Source organism: Rossellomorea oryzaecorticis (assembly GCF_045897515.1).
Classification (GTDB): Bacteria; Bacillota; Bacilli; order Bacillales; family Bacillaceae_B; genus Rossellomorea; species Rossellomorea enclensis.
The window spans coordinates 20,260-40,489 of sequence record NZ_JBJOSA010000024.1; the positions used below are offsets into that span (position 1 = coordinate 20,260).

Here is a 20,230-nt window from a genome sequence, read left to right on the forward strand (position 1 = left end):
TTTTAATAACTGCGTTTAGTCCAGCCTTGGAAATGCGTCTTCAGCTTATGACCGTTATCTGCTTTCAGTTCGATATCTTTCACATACCACCCTCGGTAGTTAACGGATGCATCTGTTTCATAGCTGAAACGGATGAACCTTGTCCCTGCAGGTATTTTCACTTCCTCTTCTGTCCAGCCTTCACTGTTTCCTGTAAAAGAAGTTCCCGCCGCTGTCCAGGTCTCCCCGTCCATTGAGGTTTCTACATGACCGAAATCGGAATCCTTCTCGATCCGGTACCAGGTATCAAAGGATAAAACTGCCTCCTTATCAACGTTCACTTCCGCCGCCAGGCTTCGTTCCATTTTATCTCCGTACCCAGCGAACCAGGCTTGTTCCTTCTTTTTTCCTTCCATATCCACAGGGATTGAATCTGCAACCAACTGTGCAAACGGACGTCTGACCGTATTGGTCGAAACTGTGGTCCGTGAAGGATGCACACGATTTGTCAGGAGGATGGCGATCGTATCGTTATCCTTATCTACTACGATTGAAGTTCCTGTGTATCCTGTATGGCCCAGTGAATTCTCTCCTGCAAGACCGTCCATGAACCACCCCTGGTTCAGTTCCCAGCCAAGTCCGTGGTCATCACCCGGGAATTCGGGGATTTGATTTTCAGAGAGCAGTTTGACCGTTTCCGGTTTCAGGATCTGTTTGTTTCCATAACGCCCGTCTTTTACAAACATGTGGGCAAATTTCGCCAGATCCTCTGCTGTTGAAAATACTCCGGCGTGGCCGGCAACTCCGTCGAGTGACCAGGCATTTTCATCATGTACTTCTCCCCACACAAGCCCGCGTCCGATCGCAGGCTGATATTCAGTTGCCGCAATCCTTTCTTTTAAGGATGCAGGCGGGTTGTACATTGTATCTTTCATTCCGATAGGTTCCGTTATATTTTCTTTCACGAATTCATCCAGACGCTGGCCGGACAATCGTTCGATGATGGCACCCAGGGTAATCATGTTTAAGTCGCTGTATGTATAAGCGGTGCCGGGTTCATTCGCAAGCGGCTGGTTGAATACCAGTTGCAGCCTGTCTTCTCTATCATTCCCTTTACTGTAAAGAGGAAGCCAGGCCGTGAATCCGGACGTATGCGTCATAAGCTGACGAATCGTCACATCTTCTTTCCCATTCGCTGTAAACTCGGGGATATACTCAGCCACCGGATCGTCGAGCCCGAATGCCCCGTCTTCATAAAGGATCATCGCGGCAGTGGTGGTAAATATTTTACTGATAGAGGCGAGATCGAAAATCGTATCTTTCTGCATCGCCATCGGAGAGTCAGCTTCTGTGAAATCCCCATCTGTATAACGATAAGCATCCCCATAAGCTTCATGCTTCACGATTTGGCCGCTTCTCGCAACAAGCGCTACAGCCCCTGGCATGACACCCTCTTCAATCTTCTCTTTCATCATTGGATCGATCCGGTCCAAAGTAGACTGAATCATCCCTGCACCCCGTGCAGAGCCCGGATGGAGAACAGGCGATGATGGTGCGGGGTTCCCCCATGTGAATGCAGGATGCACCCGTACCTGTTCCGCTTTTGATGCCGGTCTGTCTTTATCCCCACCTTCCGCAAATACTGCGGGACTAAGTAACGACGTACACATCAAAGCGGTCAAAGCGATCGAAACTGGTTTCTTTTTCATCCATCTTTCCCTCCTTTTAGTTATAAATGTAAGGGTTTCCAATTACTTTACTATTCTAGTTTATGGAATTAAAAGTATAGATGTCTATACCACTTAAGTCCTGTTAGTGCGCAGAATGTCGTAATTATGTATGACATATGGACTGTTTTGAAAATTTAGACTATTTTTGTTGAAATTTCCGGAGGTATGCTGCCTTTGCAAAGTAATATGGTGGGTTTCTTTTACCAATTAATGGGTTTTGGTAATATAATCACAGTTTTTGATAATATCATCCCTGTTTTTGATAATATATCAGGCGGGGTACAGTCAAATGGCTATAAGAAATATACAAACAGGCCCCAATCATGTCTTTTTTTAATCTGAATTCTAAAAACCCATCCATTTTTGAACCATGACCCCTAATTTTTATATAATTTTCATAACAACTTGAACAAGAAAGCGAGGGTGCAGCCATGACAAAAACGACGATCGTCCTAATCAGGCAGGACCTCCGTCTCCATGACCATCCCGCTCTTTATCACGCGTCCAAAGAGGGACTCGTCATCCCGCTTTATATTCATGATGAGAGCATGTCACCGCCGGGCGAAGCCAGGAAATGGTGGCTCCACAGGAATCTCGAACAGTATGAAAAATCCCTCGAAGCGATTGGCGGATGCCTGCTGTTCGACGAAGGCAAATTGGAAGAAGTGCTTCCCAAATGGGTAAAGAAGACAGAGGCGGCAGCGGTATACTGGAATCGCTTGTACGCCCCTGACATATTTGAAAGGGATAAGAAACTTGCAGAGGAACTGGCCGCGGATGGAATCGAGGTCAAAACGTTTGAAGGGACCCTCCTTCTTCCTCCCTGGAAGATTACAAAAGCAGACGGATCCCCTTACAAAGTGTATACCTCCTACTACAAGGCCCTTAGGAAAGTGGAGGTCCCGAAACCTGTTCCGACCGTTAAATCATTGTCTGCACCTGAAATTGCTGACAATGAAATGCAGCTTGAGGATTTCCGGCTGCTGCCACAAATCAGATGGTACAAGATAATGGAGAAAGTCTGGGATCCCGGAGAGAAGGCAGCAATAAAACGGATGAAGCGATTCAGCAAACAAGTCCAGGATTATGATGAAGGCAGGGATTATCCGGCAGCAGGCATCCATTCCACTCTTTCCCCTTATCTGGCAATCGGGGCAGTTTCAGTAAGAAGCCTGTTCCATCACTTCACTGAAAAAATCGAGAAACAGACCGAACCGTTCATCAAGCAGTTGATTTGGAGGGATTTTTCCTATTCCGTCCTCATGCACTTCCCGCAGTCCCCGGAAGAGCCTCTGCACGAGAAATTCAAGGCGTTTCAATGGGAAGAAAATGCCTCACATTGGAAGAGCTGGATCAAAGGCAGAACCGGATATCCAATTGTAGATGCGGGCATGAGGGAGCTATGGGCAACAGGCTTCATGCATAACCGCGTCCGAATGATCGCGGCTTCCTTTTTAACAAAGCATCTGTTGATCCCATGGCAAAAAGGAGCGGACTGGTTCATGGATACGCTGATCGATGCCGACACCGCCAACAATTCGATGGGGTGGCAGTGGGTGGCCGGAAGCGGCTTTGATTCATCGCCTTACTTCCGCATCTTCAACCCAACCCTTCAAAGCGAGAAGTTCGACGGGGAAGGCGAGTACATCCGGATGTGGGTTCCAGAACTGAAGGACATACCGTCCAAATACATCCACTCCCCTTCCACGGCTCCCGCTGATGTATTAGAAGAATCCGGTGTGAAACTTGGTGTGGATTACCCATACCCCGTTGTCGACCATAAAGCTGCCAGGCAGCGGGCCCTGGACCGTTTCGAAGAAATAAAATAGCAGGGGAACCGCCATTGTGCGGTTCTCCTGCTATTTTTTCACACCCTCTTGCGGGAGGACTTTTTTTAATAGGATAGCTGTACCGAATGTCATGATAATTAATAGCAGCGCGCTGACAATCGGAGCGAGCCCCCTGCTTTCTTCAAAAACATCCAATATCCCTGAATATACCCCTGCCATGATGGCTGTCAATATAATGCCACTTGTCCTCATCAGGTATCCCCTCTCCCTTCAGCCCGAATATTCATAAGAATGCCTCAGCAAATGCCACTGTCCAGCTCCCGGCAAGAAAAATCAGGCTGGCTAGGAAATAGAGACTCATCCCGTATGTACCGGCTGCTTCATATTGATGTTTATAGGCATTGTTCGTGATGAATTTTGCCGTCGTCCCAGCCGCATTCCTGCTTGCCCGATTCGTGATATTGGTGATCCAGCCCAGTCCGAAGAAACAGAGGCTCGTTACAAAGATCGTATCGATGAATCTCCAGTCTCCGAGCGTGCTCAACGCAAAAGAAGCGCCTGCCATTAATAAAAGAAGCATAAAAATGATTGTACTTTTAAGATATTTAGGTTTGATCGACTTTTGCAGTACTTTGCCTATGTAGTCAATTGCAAAGGCCCCCATCGTCAAGACAATCAAAAGAACGATTGTAAACCCGGCATTCACATAATAATTCATGCTTCCCTCCCCCTCCCTCTTTTCAGCGTTCATCTATTTCTACGATTTCAACTGGAAAAAGTTTCATAATCCTTCACATTTTTCACAAATTCCACAACTTTTTTCCAACCGCGTACGTCAAATTGTTAGAATGGAGAGGACGAAAGCAGGTGATTTTTTGCTGAAAAATCAAGAAGAAGCCTTTCCTGATTCATCAAGGGACCTCATTCTGGAAAGAGCGATGAGTGAGTATGGCAACGATATTTATTACATAGTGTATTCGTATGTGAAAGACCACAGCCTGGCTGAAGACCTGACCCAGGAAGTTTTCGTGAAGGTCTATAAGAAACTCGATTCCTTTCGGGAAGAGTCATCCTTAAAGACATGGATTGTCCGGATGGCAATCAACCACTGCAAGGACTACCTCAGGCGGTGGGATACGAGGATGATTTCGTTCACCAACTCCATCAATGAAATGGTGAAGGGTAAATTCGGAACACCCGAACAAAGCCTCATCCAGGAAGAAACCAAAAGCGAGCTGGTAAAAAATCTATTATCCCTCCCGGTAAAATACCGGGAAATCATATTTTTGTTTTATTTTGAAGAAATGAAGCTGGCAGAGATTGCAGAGTGTATGGATCTGAACCTGAATACTGTCAAGACGCGTCTGGCAAAAGGGCGTAAGCTTCTTGGTGCCGCATATCAAAACAGTGAGGTGTATGACAATGGATGAATTGAGCCGCCTTCGTGGACTGATGAGAGAAGAAACGTTTAAGCATCACGGCTTCACTGACAAAATGAGAAGAAACATATTAAACGAAATCCATTCCGGTAAAAGCAAATCCTCCTATAAAAGGAGACCGGTACTTGCACCAATGTTGTCGGCCGTATTTATGCTGGCCTGCCTGTCACTATTTGTATATTTTGGCGGAAGCCAGCTTGGGATTTTCGAAGATGGACAGAATGCGAGTCAGGCTGAATTTCAGCAGCTCGACCTTCAAGTGGTTGAAGATGATATAAACCTGGATAATATCAAGCTGCCGACCGTGGTCCCCTTTGAAGTAGTTGACCGAACCTACAAAAAGACCCGGGAAGATGGAATTGATTCGGTTTCAATCAAACTGACGGGACCTGAGAAACAAAAACTGACGATCAATATGGATATCGGCCTTGAATCCGCAACACCGGCCATGAATGATCCGGTGGAAATCTGGGGTGTGAAAGGCAGCTACAGGGAAAACCGGGAGTTTGGAGTGAGCCACGTGACTTGGTATAAAGATGGTACCTTGTACTACGTCGGCTATAAACGCCGTTCTTCAAACATCTTATTGGGGAAGCGAGACCTGAAGATGATCGCCGAATCTTTCAAATAATGAGTGAAAAAAGATTATGTCATCGGACATAATCTTTTTTTGCTAATTTATGCCAAACGTTGATTTTACATATTGATTGTTTTTATCATAATATACTTTTTTCCAGTATTGCTGGGTCGTATCGAGGTATTCTTTGATGGTGTAATAGGTCGTGCTGCTTTGCCCATGATACACCCATGATAGACTGCCGTATCCCCCCGGCGGCCCTTCTATCGCCCGGTTAAAGTCCCCTGCTGCCGAAGCAGAAGTCACGCTGATTGCCGCTGCACCCGGTGCAATCATACCCAGTGCGAGTAAACATTTCAAACCTGTCCTTACCGCTTTCTTCATAGCACTGTCCCCTCACTTCCAAAATATATCATATAGTTATACTCTACTAGTTTAATTCCATTTATTGTATTTTTCAACAGAAAGCTAAGATGCATCTTCCAAACGCTTCACTTTTTCGAAATTTTCCTTATTTTCTAATTCACTCATGATATACTCTTTTAAAAGAGAGCTGTTTTATATAAATAGAGAGCCTGAAGGAGAGATGAAGATGACGACGACAACGTATCCAATATTTGAAACAGAGCGCCTTATTTTAAGGCAGATCACAAAAGAGGATGTCAATTTTTTATTTGAACATTATACTTCGAGGGAGGTCCTGCAATACTTCGGCATGAGCCCCATCTCTTCTAAAGAAGTGGCTGAAAACATGGTCGATAATTTCGAAAAACAGTTCGAAGCAGGGGGCCCGATGCGCTGGGCGATCGTGGATAAAAGCACAGATCAGATGATGGGAACATGCGGATTTCATGGGATTGCAAAGTCTTATAAACGCTGTGAAATCGGATATGACCTTCATCCTGATTACTGGGGAAACGGCATAATGGGTGAAGCATTGAAACCGCTTATCACGTACCTGTTCATAGAAAGGGAGATGAACCGCATCGGAGCGGTGATCGTGCCTAATAATATGGCCTCCTCAAGGGTTGTCGAGAAACTCGGATTCCGTCGTGAGGGACTGCTGCGTGATTATATCCTGCAGGAAGACACCATGTATGATGCATATATGTACAGCCTGTTAAAGAAAGAATGGCTGGATTAGTTATGAAATAAGGCTTAATAGGCAATAATGGTCAGTGCAGAAGAAAAAGGAGGCTGGATGAAATGGTTCAGCAAGTGTTTCATCAATTCCTGCGCTGGCCTTTATTAGTGCGGATTTTTTTAATCGCGATAAGCCTAATGACCGTTTTTGGGATCCTTATCCACTATGTCGAACCCGATACGTTCCCTTCCTATTTTGATGGGATATGGTGGGCGGTCATCACGATGTCGACAGTCGGTTACGGAGACTTTGTCCCGGCCACTACCGAAGGAAGGCTGTTCGGCGTCTTGCTCATCCTTGTAGGTGCGGGTTTCCTATCCACCTATTTCATCACGCTTGCTACAAATACGGTCATGTCCCAAAATGCATATATCGAAGGGAAAGCGACATTCAAAGGAAAGGATCATGTCGTGATCATCGGCTGGAATGAACGTGCCAGGGAAATCATCAACCAGTTAAATTCCCTCCACTTCCGCGGGGATATCATCCTGATAGATGAAACATTGCAGCAAAACCCCTATCGCAACCATCATATCCATTTTATCAAGGGAGAACCTTTTAAAGATAAAGTACTGGAAAAGGCAAGCATGCACGAAGCATCGATTGCCCTCATCACAGCCGATCAGAACCGAAATGAAATCGAAGCTGATATGCATTCCATCCTCACACTCCTCGCAGTGAAAGGAAATCACCCCAATGTGTATACCGTGGTTGAAATCCTCCAGAAGGATCAGGTCTTAAATGCTGAACGGGCGGGCGCCGATGAAGTAATCCAGACTAATTTGCAGTCAAGCTATGTGATGATCAACAGCATCATATCAAAAGGAATGTCAAAGGCGATCCTGAAACTGTTGAACCATCTTAAAGGGAATCATCTGCAGCTCGTTCCCGTTACAGAGGACTGCCTCAACCAAACCTTCCAATCTTTAAGCGAGAGGCTGCTGGAGCATAACATCATCCTGCTCGGGATTAAAAAGGGCGAAGAAACATTAGTGAACCCTCCGTTGACGACAACTGCAGATTCTTCAGACGAACTGCTCGTCATCACAAATTAACAAACAAGAAGCTGTCCCCACGTAATGGAGCCAGCTTCTTTTTATTCATCGTATAATTTAATTGGTCATCATAATATCTTCAAGTTCCTTTACCAGCTCCCGGCCGATATCGACGTACTTGTCAGGTATACTCGCATCCGGATCCTGAGGCTCTGAGAATTGATTGACCGTCCCCGAAAAATCACCTGCAGCGGCGTAGTCATCCAGTCCCCTTTGATATTTGTGCCCAAGCAGGAATGGTTTGCCGAATTCAACCGTCGCACCCCTCGAATCAAGCTGGCCGTCAACCGCTTTGAACGGTACCCTTAAAAATTGATAGCCGACCTCATCGTCTATCTTATAATCAAAATATCCGTGGTCGTAATCCCAATTTCCGCCGATCGTATAACCGAGAGGCTTCAGAAGCTGTTCAAGTTTGTATAATTGATAATGTTTACCTTCAATACTGGATGAAAGCTCAATCACTCAAATCAATCCCCTTTCTTTAGGAGTAGTTTTTCCTAAAGAGGGGGAAAGATGTATAAAAAAGAAGCACGTGAAATAGATTTCCACGTGCTCCTTACGATGCAGTTTTATTTCAAACGCTTTTCCAGTTCAGCTTTTTTCTCTTCGAATCCAGGCTTTCCGAGAAGGGCGAACATGTTGACTTTGTATGCTTCCACACCAGGCTGGTCAAATGGATTGACGCCGAGAAGGTATCCGCTCATGGCACATGCTTTCTCGAAGAAATAGACGAGATAGCCGAATGTATAAGCATCCATCGCCGGAATCTCAACGATCAGGTTAGGTACTCCTCCGTCCGTATGAGCAAGAAGGGTCCCTTCGAATGCTTTGTTATTCACAAAGTCGACTGTTTCTCCTGCAAGATAGTTCAAACCGTCAAGGTCACTGTCAGCCTTTTCAATTTTCAGCTCATGACGCGGCTCCTGTACTTTGATAACTGTTTCAAACAAGTCGCGGCGCCCTTCCTGAACATATTGTCCAAGAGAATGAAGATCGGTTGAGAAGTTCGCAGATGAAGGGAAGATTCCTTTCTGGTCTTTCCCTTCACTTTCGCCGAACAGCTGCTTCCACCATTCAGAAAAATATTGAAGGCCAGGCTCATAGTTGATCAGCATTTCAATTGTCTTGCCTTTGTTGTAAAGAACATTCCTCACTGCTGCGTATTGATACGCCGGGTTCTCAGTTAATTCAGACTTGCTGAAGTCTTCACGTGCTTCTGCAGCACCCTTCATCATCTGCTCGATTTCAACACCGCTCACCGCAATCGGAAGCAGCCCTACAGCTGTAAGAACAGAGTAGCGTCCGCCGACGTCATCTGGTACGACAAACGTTTCATAACCTTCATCGTTCGCAAGTGTTTTTAATGCACCTTTCGCCTTATCCGTTGTTGCATAGATACGCTTCTGTGCTTCTTCAACACCATACTTCTCTTCCAGCATCTTGCGGAAAATACGGAATGCAATCGCCGGCTCGGTCGTAGTACCTGATTTTGAGATCACATTGATCGAGAAGTCTTTTCCTTCTAAAAGATCCATAAGGTCCTTCATATAAGTGGAGCTGATGTTCTGTCCGAGGAAAAGGACCTGCGGCGTTGAACGCTTTTCTTTTGGAAGGGCATTATAGAAGCTGTGGTTCAGCATTTCGATGGCTGCACGTGCTCCAAGATAAGAACCCCCGATTCCAATCACAAGAAGGATATCGGAATCATTTTTGATTTTTTCTGCAGACTTCTGGATGCGGGAGAATTCTTCTTTATCATAATCGACAGGAAGATCGACCCATCCAAGAAAATCGCTGCCTGCCCCTGTTTGTTCGTGTAAAGAATGATGCGCAACTTTCACTGCATCACTTAAATATGTAAGTTCATGTTCTCCAAAAAACGATAGCGCTTTTGAATAATCAAAACGAATGTGTGTCATAACCATCCTCCGATTAAATTATTTTATTCTATCTCACTTTATCGAATGCTGAGACGATAATCAAGAACGCGCCATTTATGAAAGCGCAGTCATGATGAAATTTTTCTTATCTTGTTGATTTTCCCCTGTTTTTGGTGATTTAAAACGGATTTTAATCGCCGCTTTTGATTTCCGTGCAAGGCTTCGCTTTCCGCGGGTAGCTTGTGAGCTTCATGTTATTGACGAAACCAGTGCCCTAATTAGAGAAGCAATCTTAACTTCCCAACTTATTTGATTCCATTCATCACCGCTTTTGATTTCCGTGCAAAACTTCGCTTTCCGCGGGCGGTTGGTGAGCCTCCTCGGCTTCGCCTCCGGGGTCTCACCTAACACGCTTTTCCCGCAGGAGTCTACGTTTTGCACTCCAATCAAACTCTGGAACCGTTTTTAACTTGGATAATACTCCCCAAAAACACACAAAAATGTGATGTTAGCTTTCATTAGATCGATCGAGATCCTGAGTTTCCTTGCTGGAACAGAAGATACTCTGATTGGCTGTTATTTTCGCCGTAGTCTTCTTCCTCTCCAATCACCCTAACATTTATAATGGCGGATACTTAAAAAAACAAATATGCTGGAATTTTCTCATGAAGCAACTTTCGTTCATATCCGATTAGTTATTATATTATCAGCCTAAAAAAAGAGCAGCCATAGAAGCTGCTCTTTTTGATGGGTATTATAAAGAAGCTCTCAGGATTGCAAGGACGTCTTCTTTGTTTAGTTTGTTGAAGTTGCCGAATTCTCCGTTTGCCATTGCTTTGTCGGCCATGAGGTCGAGTTTGCTGTCATCGATATCATAGTCGGCCAGGCTGGATGGTGCTCCGATTGAACTCCAGAATTCACGAAGCTTAGAGATTCCTTCAAGCGCCGTTTCTTCTTCTGTTTTTCCTGTTGGATCCACATCGAATACGCGCTCAGCCATTTGTGCGAAACGTGAAGGATTGACCTTCAGGTTGTGCTTCATCCAGTTCGGGAATAGAATCGCAAGTCCTCCGGCATGTGGAATGTCATATACCGCAGAAACCGCATGCTCGATGTTATGGCTTGCCCAGTCGCCGCGATAGCCCATTTGAAGCATTCCGTTCAGCGCGATTGTTCCTGAATAAAGGATCGTTTCACGCAGTTCATAATTTTCAAGGTCATTGATCAGCTTCGGAGCCGTTTCAATGACTGTTCTCAATGTGCTCTCACACATACGATCCTGTAAAGGAGTGTTTGTTGCGTCATTGAAATACTGCTCGAACACGTGAGACATCATATCCACGATTCCATAGATCGTATGATTCTTCGGTACAGTGAATGTGTTTACCGGATCAAGGATGGAGAACTGAGGGAATGTAACAGGGCTGCCCCAGCCATATTTCTCTTGAGTTTCCCAATTCGTGATGACGGATCCTGCATTCATTTCAGAACCAGTCGCCGCAAGCGTCAACACTGTTCCAAATGGAAGGGCTTCATGTGCGATAGCCTTCTTCGTCACAAGATCCCAGGCGTCGCCGTCATATTTCGCTCCCGCTGCGATTGCTTTTGTACAGTCGATGACACTGCCTCCGCCTACCGCAAGAAGGAAATCGATATTGTTTTCCTTACAAATCTTAACGCCTTCCCTTACAGAGGACAGACGCGGGTTCGGATCTACACCCGAAAGCTCATGTACTTCTGCATCAATGCTATTTAAAATGGAGATCACCTGATCATAAAGTCCATTTCGTTTAATGCTTCCGCCGCCATACACGACAAGTACTTTCTTTCCATATTGAGGTACCAGTTCTTTCAATTGCTCCACTTGCCCCTTACCGAAAATCAACTTGGTCGGGTTATAAAAAGTAAAAGTATTCATATTGCGTTACCTCCTTTATTCATGACGGGCTTTCATTACAGCCTCGTTCATCCACCTTTCTATTATCGAATATATCTTTCCCAAAATGCAAAGAAACTGCACACAGAAAAACTTTCTTTTCAGGAATAAGAATGCTGCGGGTGGACATCTTATAAATGAGCCATTGTTTAAGGAGGAAAATAACATGAGTGCAATTCAACGTATTGCTTTGGTTCTGACGATCATCGGTGCCATCAACTGGGGTTTGATCGGATTCTTCCAATTTGACCTGGTAGCGGCAATCTTCGGTGGACAAGATTCTGCCCTATCCCGTATCATTTACGGATTAGTGGGAATCGCAGGTCTCATAAATCTCGGATTATTATTCAAGCCAACAGAAGAGATCGAAAGAGAACCACACACAGAACCTACGCGCTAACATTTACAGATTATACCCGTCCCTCTCTTTTAACACATGGGGGCGGGTTTTTCGTTTTTTAAAAAAAGGGACTCATCAGCCTCTGCGATGAGTCCCTTCCGTATCATTTCATCAGTTTTTTTATTATTTTCAATCCCCATTTCGAATTGGGATACTTAAAACTGGCGTCAAATTTTGTTGTTTGCTTCAAAATGCTTTTGTAATGCGAAAATGCTGAAAAACTCGATTCCCCGTGGTAACTGCCGATCCCGCTTTCCCCAACTCCCCCGAATGGAAGGTAGGGAGTAGCCAGATGCATGAGCGTGTCGTTCACGCAGCCCCCGCCGTAAGATACAGCTTCATTTACCTTATCCGCAACATGGTCGTCACTCGTGAACAGATAAAGAGCAAGCGGTTTGGGGCGGTCGTTGATAAAATCAATCACTTCATTCAAATCTTCGTAGCCCAATACAGGAAATATCGGTCCGAAAATTTCATCCTGCATGACAGGTACAGTCTGGTCTTTCGGAACCATGAGAGTTGGCTCTATCTTCAGTGAGGCATGGTCCACCCGTCCGCCGGTCAGGATTTCTCCGTCCTGCAAATAATCGGTCAGCCTGTTGAAATGCCGTTCATTCACGATTTTGCCGTAAGAGTCATTGGTAAGCGGATTTTTCCCATAAAAATCCCGGACCGCTTTTTGGAATTCAGTGATGAACCGTTCTTTTACATTTTCATGAACGAAAAGATAATCAGGGGCCACACAAGTCTGGCCTGCATTCGTCACCTTGCCGAAAGCGATTCGTTTGGCTGCAAGGGGGATATTGGCCGTATCGTCTACAATACACGGGCTTTTCCCTCCGAGCTCTAAAGTGACGGGTATCAGCTGTTTCGCTGCTGCTTCCATGATAACTTTCCCGACCGGCACACTTCCTGTAAAGAAAATATAGTCAAAGGGCTGCTCCAAGAGATGCTGTGTCGTTTCCACCCCTCCTTCGATGACCGCTAAATATTCCGGATCGAAATGGGAATGGAAGATACGCGAAATCAGGTTCGATGTGTGCGGTGTGAGCTCGGACGGTTTTATGACAACTGTATTTCCAGCAGCAATCGCTCCGATGACAGGGGCAAGTGCCAGCTGAAAAGGATAATTCCACGGTGCAATGATAAGGGCGCTTCCGTATGGCTCCGGTATTTTATATGCTTTCGATCCAACATGCGTCTTTGCCGTCTTCACCTTGACAGGAGCCGCCCAATCATCGATGTGCTTCAGGGTGAACCTGATCTCTTCAAGGAGAAAACCTATCTCTGTTGTATAGCTCTCCATTTCGGATTTATTCAAATCCTGTTTCAGCGCAACAATAATTTCTTTTTCGTGCTTTGAGATAATATCTGCCAGTTTCTGCAGCGTTTGTTTCCTCATATCCAGAGACTTCGTACTGCCTTCTTTAAAAAACTGCTTCTGCTTTATAATTGTGTCATGTATGATTTCACGGGATGTTTCTTCAATTGCTGTCGTCAATGAGATCCCTCCTCGTTCTGCATAAATTCATATATAAGTTAATATAGCATGAATCACCATTATAATTCTTATGTAATATGCTGAAAAAACAAAAAGAACCTGTTCCGAACGAATCGGGAACAGGTTCTTCTTATTTGATGGGTTACACCCAACCTCTGAATCTTGAGGCTTCTGCCATCTTGCGAGCGCCGACCATGTATGCAGCCAGGCGCATATTGACCCGGCGGTTCTGGGATGTTTCATATACATTGTTAAATGCATCGACAAGTTTAGCTTCAAGCTTCTCGTTTACTTCATCTTCGGACCAGTAGTACCCCTGATTGTTCTGAACCCATTCGAAGTAGGATACCGTCACACCGCCGGCACTTGCCAGTACATCGGGCACGAGCAGGATCCCTCTTTCTGAAAGGATACGTGTCGCTTCAAGAGTAGTCGGTCCATTTGCAGCTTCTACCACAATGGATGCCTTGATATCATGAGCATTCTTTTCCGTGATCTGGTTGGAGATCGCTGCCGGGACGAGGATATCACATTCAAGTTCCAGCAGTTCTTTATTCGAGATTGTATTCTCGAATAATGTCGTCACCGTACCGAAACTGTCGCGACGGTCCAGCAGGTAATCAATATCCAGACCAGCAGGATCATGAAGTGCCCCATGTGCATCGGAAATGGCGATCACTTTCGCTCCGGCGTCATGCATGAACTTGGCAAGGAAACTTCCTGCATTACCAAACCCCTGGATGACAACCTTTGCACCTTTAATATCGATGCCCCGTTTCTTCGCTGCCTGATCGATACAGATTGTGACCCCTTGAGCAGTTGCTTTTTCACGGCCCTGCGAACCGCCGAGAACGATCGGTTTACCCGTGATGAAGCCGGGTGAATCATTTTCCCGGAGACGGCTATACTCATCCATCATCCAAGCCATGATCTGCGAGTTTGTGTACACATCAGGGGCAGGAATATCTTTAGTCGGTCCTACAATCTGACTGATCGCCCTCACATATCCGCGGCTTAACTTTTCAAGTTCTGTGAAAGACATTGTACGCGGATCACATACTATACCGCCTTTTCCTCCGCCATACGGCAGATCGACGATTCCGCACTTCAGACTCATCCACATGGACAAAGCTTTCACTTCTTCTTCATCCACTTCAGGGTGAAAACGAACGCCCCCCTTGGTAGGTCCGACAGCATCATTATGCTGTGCACGGTAACCCGTGAATACCTTGATGCTGCCGTCATCCATGCGCACAGGGATACGGACAGTCAGCATACGGATCGGTTCTTTCAGGAGTTCATACATTTCCTCTGAGTAACCTAATTTTGATAAAGCATCATTAATGACATGCTGTGTAGAAGTAAACAGATTAAGGTTTTCTCCCATTTTAAACATTCGCCTCTTTATTATGTGATCTGAAACGTAGATATTGTAACATATTACCTTGTACTAAACCATTGGCTTTTCAAAAATAAATACAATCTTTCGTACGCGCTTTAAAGGGACACTACTTATCTATTCAAGGCGTAAGAAAAACGTGAAAGCTCGGGCTCTATCCAATCCGCTTTATCTTATTTGGAAAGGACTTTCTTGATGCGTTCGATTGCCCAGTCGAGCTCTTCCTGTGAAATCACAAGCGGAGGAGCGAAACGGATCACAGTGTCATGCGTTTCTTTACAAAGCAGCCCTTCCTCTTTCAATTGTTCACAATATTTACGTGCAGGTTCATGCAGTTCAACCCCTATGAACAATCCTCTTCCTCGGACTTCCTTAATCATAGGATTGTCTATCTCACGGAGTTTACTCATAAAGTATTCACCGAGTTCAAGTGAACGGTCTGCAAGCTTTTCATCAAGGAGGACATCAAGGGATGCGACCGATACTGCGCAAGCCATCGGATTTCCGCCGAAAGTCGAGCCATGTGAACCTGGATTGAATACACCAAGCACTTCTTTGCTTGCAACAACGCAGGAGATCGGGAATACTCCGCCGCCGAGTGCTTTTCCAAGGATGTACATATCCGGATCCACATCTTCCCACTCACATGCGAACATTTTACCTGAACGTGCAAGGCCGGCCTGGATTTCATCAGCGATAAACAACACATTGTTTTCTTTACAAAGCTCGTAAGCTGCTTTCAGGAACCCTTCAGGAGGGATGACGATTCCCGCTTCGCCCTGGATCGGTTCGATCAGGAATGCAGCAGTGTTCGGCGTAATCGCTTCTTTCAATGCATCAAGGTCACCATAATTGATGAGGTTGATGCCCGGGAGCATCGGACCGAATCCGCGCTTGTATTCTTCTTCTGAAGAAAGGGAAACTGCCGTCATCGTCCTTCCATGGAAGTTTCCGTTACAAGCGATGATTTCCGCTCTGTCTTCTTCCACGCCTTTCACATCATAAGCCCAGCGGCGAGCCGTCTTGATGGCCGTTTCTACCGCTTCTGCACCTGTATTCATCGGAAGGGCCATATCCTTACCAGTCAGTTTACAGATCTTTTCATACCATGGAGCCAGCTGATCGTTATGGAATGCACGTGATGTCAAAGTCACGCGGTCTGCCTGATCCTTAAGCGCCTGAATGACCTTCGGGTGACGGTGCCCCTGATTGACCGCTGAATAGGCACTCAGCATATCCATGTACTTATTGCCTTCCGGATCCTTCACCCAGACACCTTCTGCATGTGAGATGACAATTGGAAGCGGATGATAGTTTTTCGCACCATACTTTTCTGTTTGTTCGATAATTGAATGAGTACTTACTGACATAACAAAATTCCTCCTTACTTGAAATGACGGATGCCTTTTATAAAAATTACTGCTTTGCGGAATCTTTTTTTAAGGTTAAATAACAGACATGCAAAAAAAATTTGCATTTAGAAAACCCTTACATTTATAATAATGCAAAAGATGGTTGCATTTTTCAAGAGTTTTTTTAAAATTTTATCATTAAGCGCTTACAAATAAATTTGTTCTACTGGAATAATTATTTTATTGGATTTACACCGCCATAAAAAGAATCCGGAACATCAATATTGAGGAGAGGGACATCATGCAGGAATCCGAAAAACGCTTGTATATGTATGAAAAAGTAGCTGAACATCTCGAAACGGGTGTCCATGTCATCGACTCACGGGCCAGGACGATCATCTACAACCGCAAAATGCGGGAAATAGAAGGAATGGAAATAGAAGACGTATTGGACAAGAATCTGCTTGATGTATTCCAATTCCGCGGCGAAGAGGAAAGCACCCTTCTTAAAGTCCTGAAAACCAGGGAGCCGGCGCTCAATGTCAAACAAACCTACTTTAATATAAATGGAATCGAAATCACGACCATCAATGATACGTTTCCGATCTTCCATGACAGTGTATTGATCGGCGCAATTGAAATCGCACGGGATATCACCATGCTGGAAAAGATGATGCGGGATAATCCGCACAAACGCATGAATACCCTCTATACATTCGACAGTATCGTCGGAAAGAACATCCGGCTGAAGGAAGCCGTCGAAACCGGCAAAAAAGCGGCAATGACCTCTTCCCCGGTCTTGATCTGCGGAGAAGCAGGGACCGGTAAAGAGCTGTTCGCCCAGAGCATCCATAACGGAAGCGCCCGCTCTGACCATCCATTCATCGCACAGAATTGCGCCTCCCTGCCGGAAGATATGCTTGAAAGTATGCTGGTCGATGGACACACCGCAGCATCCGGCCTAAGTGAAACGGTAAATCACCAAAACCTTTTTCAGCAGGCGCATGGCGGTACGCTGCTTCTCGATGAAATCAACCTATTAACCCCTTCCCTTCAGAAAAAGCTGTTAAACATCCTGGAAGGGGAATCGAATCTCCCTTATGATGTGCGGGTGATCGCCACCGTAAATGAAGACCCGATCGATGCGATTGCAGAAGGACGCCTGTTGAAAGAACTGTATTATCGATTAAGTGTTATTTCCATCTTCATCCCTTCCCTACGCGAGCGGAAAGAAGATTTGAAAGAACTGCTGTCATTTTTCATCAAGCAGTTCAATCATCATTTCTCCTTGAACATCAAGGGGCTGACGAGGAAAGTCGAAGATACTTTCCTGGAATACGACTGGCCCGGGAATGTTCGCGAGATGGAGCATGTGATCGAAGGTGCTTTCAACCTGGCCGGCCTCGAAGAAATGATCGATTTCTATCATCTGCCCATCGGTTTCAGACAGCGTCTGCACCACGGTTTTTACAGCCAGGGAGTCAAAGAACAATCTGACTTTCTCTACCAGACGGGGAGCGATATAAAACCACTGGAAAAGTTTGTGGAGGAAGCCGAAACTTATTATATTCAAAAAGCTTTAAAACACCATGATTACAATATTACCCAGACTGCAAAATCACTTGGCATGAGCCGTCAGAATCTGCAGTACCGGATCAGAAAGTATGGGATTGAGCGCGGGGCAGGGTATTGAAGTGAGGTTTGGTATTGTGGTGGAGTGGCCATGCCCCGGGGTTGGGGTGTGGCTTTTTTGTATTGGGATGGGGATGGAATTTGAGGTTGGAGATTGGGGGCGCAAAACACCACCCTCCAGCTCCGATATGGGATTGGTGAGTTGCACAGCGAGGGGGGGAGGCGAAATTTGTCGATTTTTAAAGAATCGTCGATATCTTGTTGATTTGGTCGATATGAGATTAATTTGGACGATATATTTAAAAATCGGGCGAAAACTTGAGTAAATGGGCGATATATTTAAATTCCGGTCGTTAAAACGGATGAAAAAAGTTTGCCCATCTCTCCTGCAATTTGTCATCTGGCAGGCAGCATTTCCATGCAATAGAGAGCGGGTGAAATTTGTCGATTTTTGAAGAATTGTCGGTAAGTGATTGATTTTTGTTGGTAAATCGGAAAAATTGTTGGTAATTCTAAATTTTTGTCGGCAAATCCCAATAATTGTTGGCAAGCCCCTATTTTTTGTCGGCAAATCCCAATAAGCATCAGACACCACCCGAATATCAGCCCAAAACCCCCACACACCCCCCGCCCTAAACCAGCACCCAACAAAAAAGCACCAGCCACTCCCGGAAAACACCGAAAAGTGACTGGCACTCCAACAATAATAGCTATCCTTAGCAACGATTCCAAAACTCCCAATAATGGAGTCGACTCCACAACAAACCTCTATTTCACATATTCCAAATACGGAGTCAGATCCACTCCCACACCTTCTGCAATCCTCTTCCCAAGTTCCTCATCAGCGCGGTAGAAATTACAGATTGAACGGAGAGCGATGCGTTCGCTGACAGCACTCAACTCTGCAGTAAGGTTTTTTACCAGCTGAGCCTTCACGTCAGGTGAATAGCTTCTGTACACACGTCCTGCCTGGCCGAAGTCATCAGTCTTCTCGATTTTCTGCCGACCCCTTTCGCCATTGACAGGCTGATTCACTTCTGTGTAGCCTTCCACTTCCTTTGGCTCGCCGGAGAAGCTGTTTGGTTCATAATTAATCGGGCTCGTTTGCTGTTTGAATGGCATTGCACCGTCTCTTTGATAATTATTGACTTTTGCAAACGGGCAGTTGATCGGCAGCTGCTGATAGTTCGCCCCGATACGGTAGCGCTGCGTATCGGAATAGGAGAATAGCCGTCCCTGCAGCAGTTTGTCTTCTGAAGGAAGCATGCCGTTTACGAGCACTCCCGGATTGAAGCCGACAGATTCCGTCTCCGCAAACACGTTCTCAGGATTCCGATTTAAAATCATCGTGCCAACGAAATGGGACGGGATTTCTTCTTCCGGCCAGTCCTTCGTTGCGTCGAGCGGGTCGAAATCGAATGAATCCATATCCATCGGATCGAGGATCTGTACATATAGATCCCACTCAGGGTAATTTCCTTTTTCAATTGATTCGTATAAGTCGCGGCTTGAATGGTTGAAGTCATGAGCCTGGATTTCAGCCGCTTCTTCAGCCGAGAGATTCACGATTCCCTCTTTCGGCTTCCAATTCAATTTGATATAAACCGTGTTTCCTGCTTCATTCACCCATTTGAAAGAATGAACACTTGAACCCCTCATCTGGCGGTAGCCGGCTGGAATCCCTTCATCGGTGAAAAGATGGACGAGCATATTGGTCGATTCCGGAGACAAGGACATGAAATCCCAATAGCGCTCCCCGTCCTGGATATTTGTCCGCGGATCCGGCTTTAAGGAATGTACCATGTCCGGGAACTTCATGGCATCGCGGATGAAGAAGACAGGGAGGTTATTCCCTACGAAGTCCCAGTTTCCTTCTTCCGTGTAAAATTTCACGGCAAACCCGCGTGGATCCCTTAATGTTTCAGGAGAATGCTGCCCGTGGATGACTGTGGAAAAACGTGCAAATACCAGCGTTTCTGTCCCGGGGTTTTGCAGAAATTGTGCTTTCGTATATTTCTTCATGCTTTTTTTTGTGATGAAGACACCGTGAGCACCCGCTCCCCTTGCATGAACGACTCGTTCAGGTACTCGCTCCCTGTCGAAATGTGCCAGTTTTTCAATCAATTGATAATCCTCCAATAAAGACGGGCCCCTGCGTCCCGCTGTCATCGAGTTTTGATTATCACCGATTGGCGCACCTTGATTTGTCGTTAATTTATTTCTATCCATATTGAACACTCCTTTAAATTAGAATCATTATTAAGTAAGTATATTTTTATTTTAATCAATTGAGAATGAAAGTCAATAATAAATTATAATAATTATAAATTAATAACTATTAAAAAAAGACAACTTAATGAAATAAGTTGTCTTTTTACACTATTATTCTGTTAATAAGAATAGAACTTCCCCA

Annotated in this window: 18 protein-coding genes; 7 read left to right on the forward strand and 11 right to left on the reverse strand. The window is 45.3% G+C overall.

The annotated features are described in order from the left end of the window. Positions 1 to 2 precede the first annotated feature (2 nt). Positions 3 to 1,688 (reverse strand): serine hydrolase, encoded by a 1,686-nt coding sequence (locus ACKA06_RS18985; RefSeq protein ID WP_411160388.1) that lies wholly within the window; start codon positions 1,686 to 1,688, stop codon positions 3 to 5. A 452-nt stretch (positions 1,689 to 2,140) separates the two neighbouring features. Here ACKA06_RS18985 and ACKA06_RS18990 point away from each other — a divergent pair, with 452 nt between their 5' ends. After that, the gene (locus ACKA06_RS18990; protein WP_411160389.1) at positions 2,141 to 3,538 is read left to right on the forward strand and encodes a cryptochrome/photolyase family protein; all 1,398 of its coding nucleotides are present in this window, start codon (positions 2,141 to 2,143) and stop codon (positions 3,536 to 3,538) included. A 30-nt stretch (positions 3,539 to 3,568) separates the two neighbouring features. On the opposite strand, the gene ACKA06_RS18995 is transcribed toward ACKA06_RS18990, so the two are convergent. Beyond that, positions 3,569 to 3,751 carry a hypothetical protein gene (locus tag ACKA06_RS18995; RefSeq protein WP_032086358.1) on the reverse strand — a complete coding sequence of 61 codons (183 nt, stop codon included), beginning with the start codon at positions 3,749 to 3,751 and terminating at the stop codon, positions 3,569 to 3,571. A gap of 31 nt (positions 3,752 to 3,782) precedes the next feature. Beyond that, on the reverse strand, positions 3,783 to 4,217 hold the full coding sequence (locus ACKA06_RS19000) for a hypothetical protein (protein WP_411160390.1): 435 nt from the start codon (positions 4,215 to 4,217) through the stop codon (positions 3,783 to 3,785). A 157-nt stretch (positions 4,218 to 4,374) separates the two neighbouring features. Between ACKA06_RS19000 and ACKA06_RS19005 the strand changes: the two genes are divergently transcribed. Both ACKA06_RS19005 and ACKA06_RS19010 read left to right on the forward strand, forming a co-directional pair. Further along, positions 4,375 to 4,929, forward strand: a complete 555-nt coding sequence (locus ACKA06_RS19005; RefSeq protein WP_074440084.1) for a sigma-70 family RNA polymerase sigma factor — start codon at positions 4,375 to 4,377, stop codon at positions 4,927 to 4,929. Continuing rightward, the gene (locus tag ACKA06_RS19010) at positions 4,922 to 5,569 is read left to right on the forward strand and encodes a hypothetical protein (protein ID WP_032086360.1); all 648 of its coding nucleotides are present in this window, start codon (positions 4,922 to 4,924) and stop codon (positions 5,567 to 5,569) included. The genes ACKA06_RS19005 and ACKA06_RS19010 overlap by 8 nt, the downstream gene beginning before the upstream one ends. Before the next feature lie 42 nt (positions 5,570 to 5,611). Here ACKA06_RS19010 and ACKA06_RS19015 read toward each other — a convergent pair whose 3' ends face one another. Then, on the reverse strand, positions 5,612 to 5,899 hold the full coding sequence (locus ACKA06_RS19015; protein WP_064567287.1) for a hypothetical protein: 288 nt from the start codon (positions 5,897 to 5,899) through the stop codon (positions 5,612 to 5,614). A 208-nt stretch (positions 5,900 to 6,107) separates the two neighbouring features. Here ACKA06_RS19015 and ACKA06_RS19020 point away from each other — a divergent pair, with 208 nt between their 5' ends. Beyond that, positions 6,108 to 6,659: a GNAT family N-acetyltransferase gene (locus ACKA06_RS19020; RefSeq protein WP_052011376.1), complete on the forward strand. Its 552-nt coding sequence runs from the start codon at positions 6,108 to 6,110 to the stop codon at positions 6,657 to 6,659. Between the two features lie 62 nt (positions 6,660 to 6,721). Beyond that, positions 6,722 to 7,714: a potassium channel family protein gene (locus tag ACKA06_RS19025; RefSeq protein ID WP_058299726.1), complete on the forward strand. Its 993-nt coding sequence runs from the start codon at positions 6,722 to 6,724 to the stop codon at positions 7,712 to 7,714. Between the two features lie 57 nt (positions 7,715 to 7,771). On the opposite strand, the gene ACKA06_RS19030 is transcribed toward ACKA06_RS19025, so the two are convergent. The 3 genes from ACKA06_RS19030 to ACKA06_RS19040 all read right to left on the reverse strand — a co-directional run bounded on the left by ACKA06_RS19030 (position 7,772) and on the right by ACKA06_RS19040 (position 11,515). After that, positions 7,772 to 8,179 (reverse strand): YugN-like family protein, encoded by a 408-nt coding sequence (locus ACKA06_RS19030; RefSeq protein WP_197669307.1) that lies wholly within the window; start codon positions 8,177 to 8,179, stop codon positions 7,772 to 7,774. A 107-nt stretch (positions 8,180 to 8,286) separates the two neighbouring features. Continuing rightward, a complete protein-coding gene (locus ACKA06_RS19035; protein WP_214871979.1) occupies positions 8,287 to 9,636 on the reverse strand; it encodes a glucose-6-phosphate isomerase in 1,350 nt (449 codons plus the stop codon). 715 nt (positions 9,637 to 10,351) lie between these two features. Continuing rightward, positions 10,352 to 11,515, reverse strand: a complete 1,164-nt coding sequence (locus ACKA06_RS19040; protein ID WP_411160391.1) for an iron-containing alcohol dehydrogenase — start codon at positions 11,513 to 11,515, stop codon at positions 10,352 to 10,354. Between the two features lie 184 nt (positions 11,516 to 11,699). Here ACKA06_RS19040 and ACKA06_RS19045 point away from each other — a divergent pair, with 184 nt between their 5' ends. After that, entirely contained in the window at positions 11,700 to 11,933 is a 234-nt protein-coding gene (locus ACKA06_RS19045; protein WP_032086367.1) for a DUF378 domain-containing protein, read from the forward strand. A gap of 103 nt (positions 11,934 to 12,036) precedes the next feature. Here ACKA06_RS19045 and ACKA06_RS19050 read toward each other — a convergent pair whose 3' ends face one another. The 3 genes from ACKA06_RS19050 to ACKA06_RS19060 all read right to left on the reverse strand — a co-directional run bounded on the left by ACKA06_RS19050 (position 12,037) and on the right by ACKA06_RS19060 (position 16,203). Next, complete coding sequence (locus ACKA06_RS19050; protein WP_411160392.1) at positions 12,037 to 13,434, reverse strand: aldehyde dehydrogenase; 1,398 nt, start codon at positions 13,432 to 13,434, stop codon at positions 12,037 to 12,039. 142 nt (positions 13,435 to 13,576) lie between these two features. Continuing rightward, positions 13,577 to 14,821 carry a Glu/Leu/Phe/Val family dehydrogenase gene (locus tag ACKA06_RS19055; protein WP_032086368.1) on the reverse strand — a complete coding sequence of 415 codons (1,245 nt, stop codon included), beginning with the start codon at positions 14,819 to 14,821 and terminating at the stop codon, positions 13,577 to 13,579. Between the two features lie 185 nt (positions 14,822 to 15,006). Next, entirely contained in the window at positions 15,007 to 16,203 is a 1,197-nt protein-coding gene (locus ACKA06_RS19060; protein WP_058299722.1) for an ornithine--oxo-acid transaminase, read from the reverse strand. A 283-nt stretch (positions 16,204 to 16,486) separates the two neighbouring features. On the opposite strand from ACKA06_RS19060, the gene ACKA06_RS19065 reads away from it, so the two are divergent. Continuing rightward, positions 16,487 to 17,878, forward strand: coding sequence for a sigma-54 interaction domain-containing protein (locus ACKA06_RS19065; protein WP_411160393.1), 1,392 nt, complete (start codon positions 16,487 to 16,489; stop codon positions 17,876 to 17,878). Positions 17,879 to 18,585: 707 nt separating this feature from the next. Here the strand turns inward: ACKA06_RS19065 and ACKA06_RS19070 are convergent. Then, positions 18,586 to 20,046, reverse strand: a complete 1,461-nt coding sequence (locus ACKA06_RS19070) for a catalase (protein WP_411160394.1) — start codon at positions 20,044 to 20,046, stop codon at positions 18,586 to 18,588. Between the last annotated feature and the right edge of the window lie 184 nt (positions 20,047 to 20,230).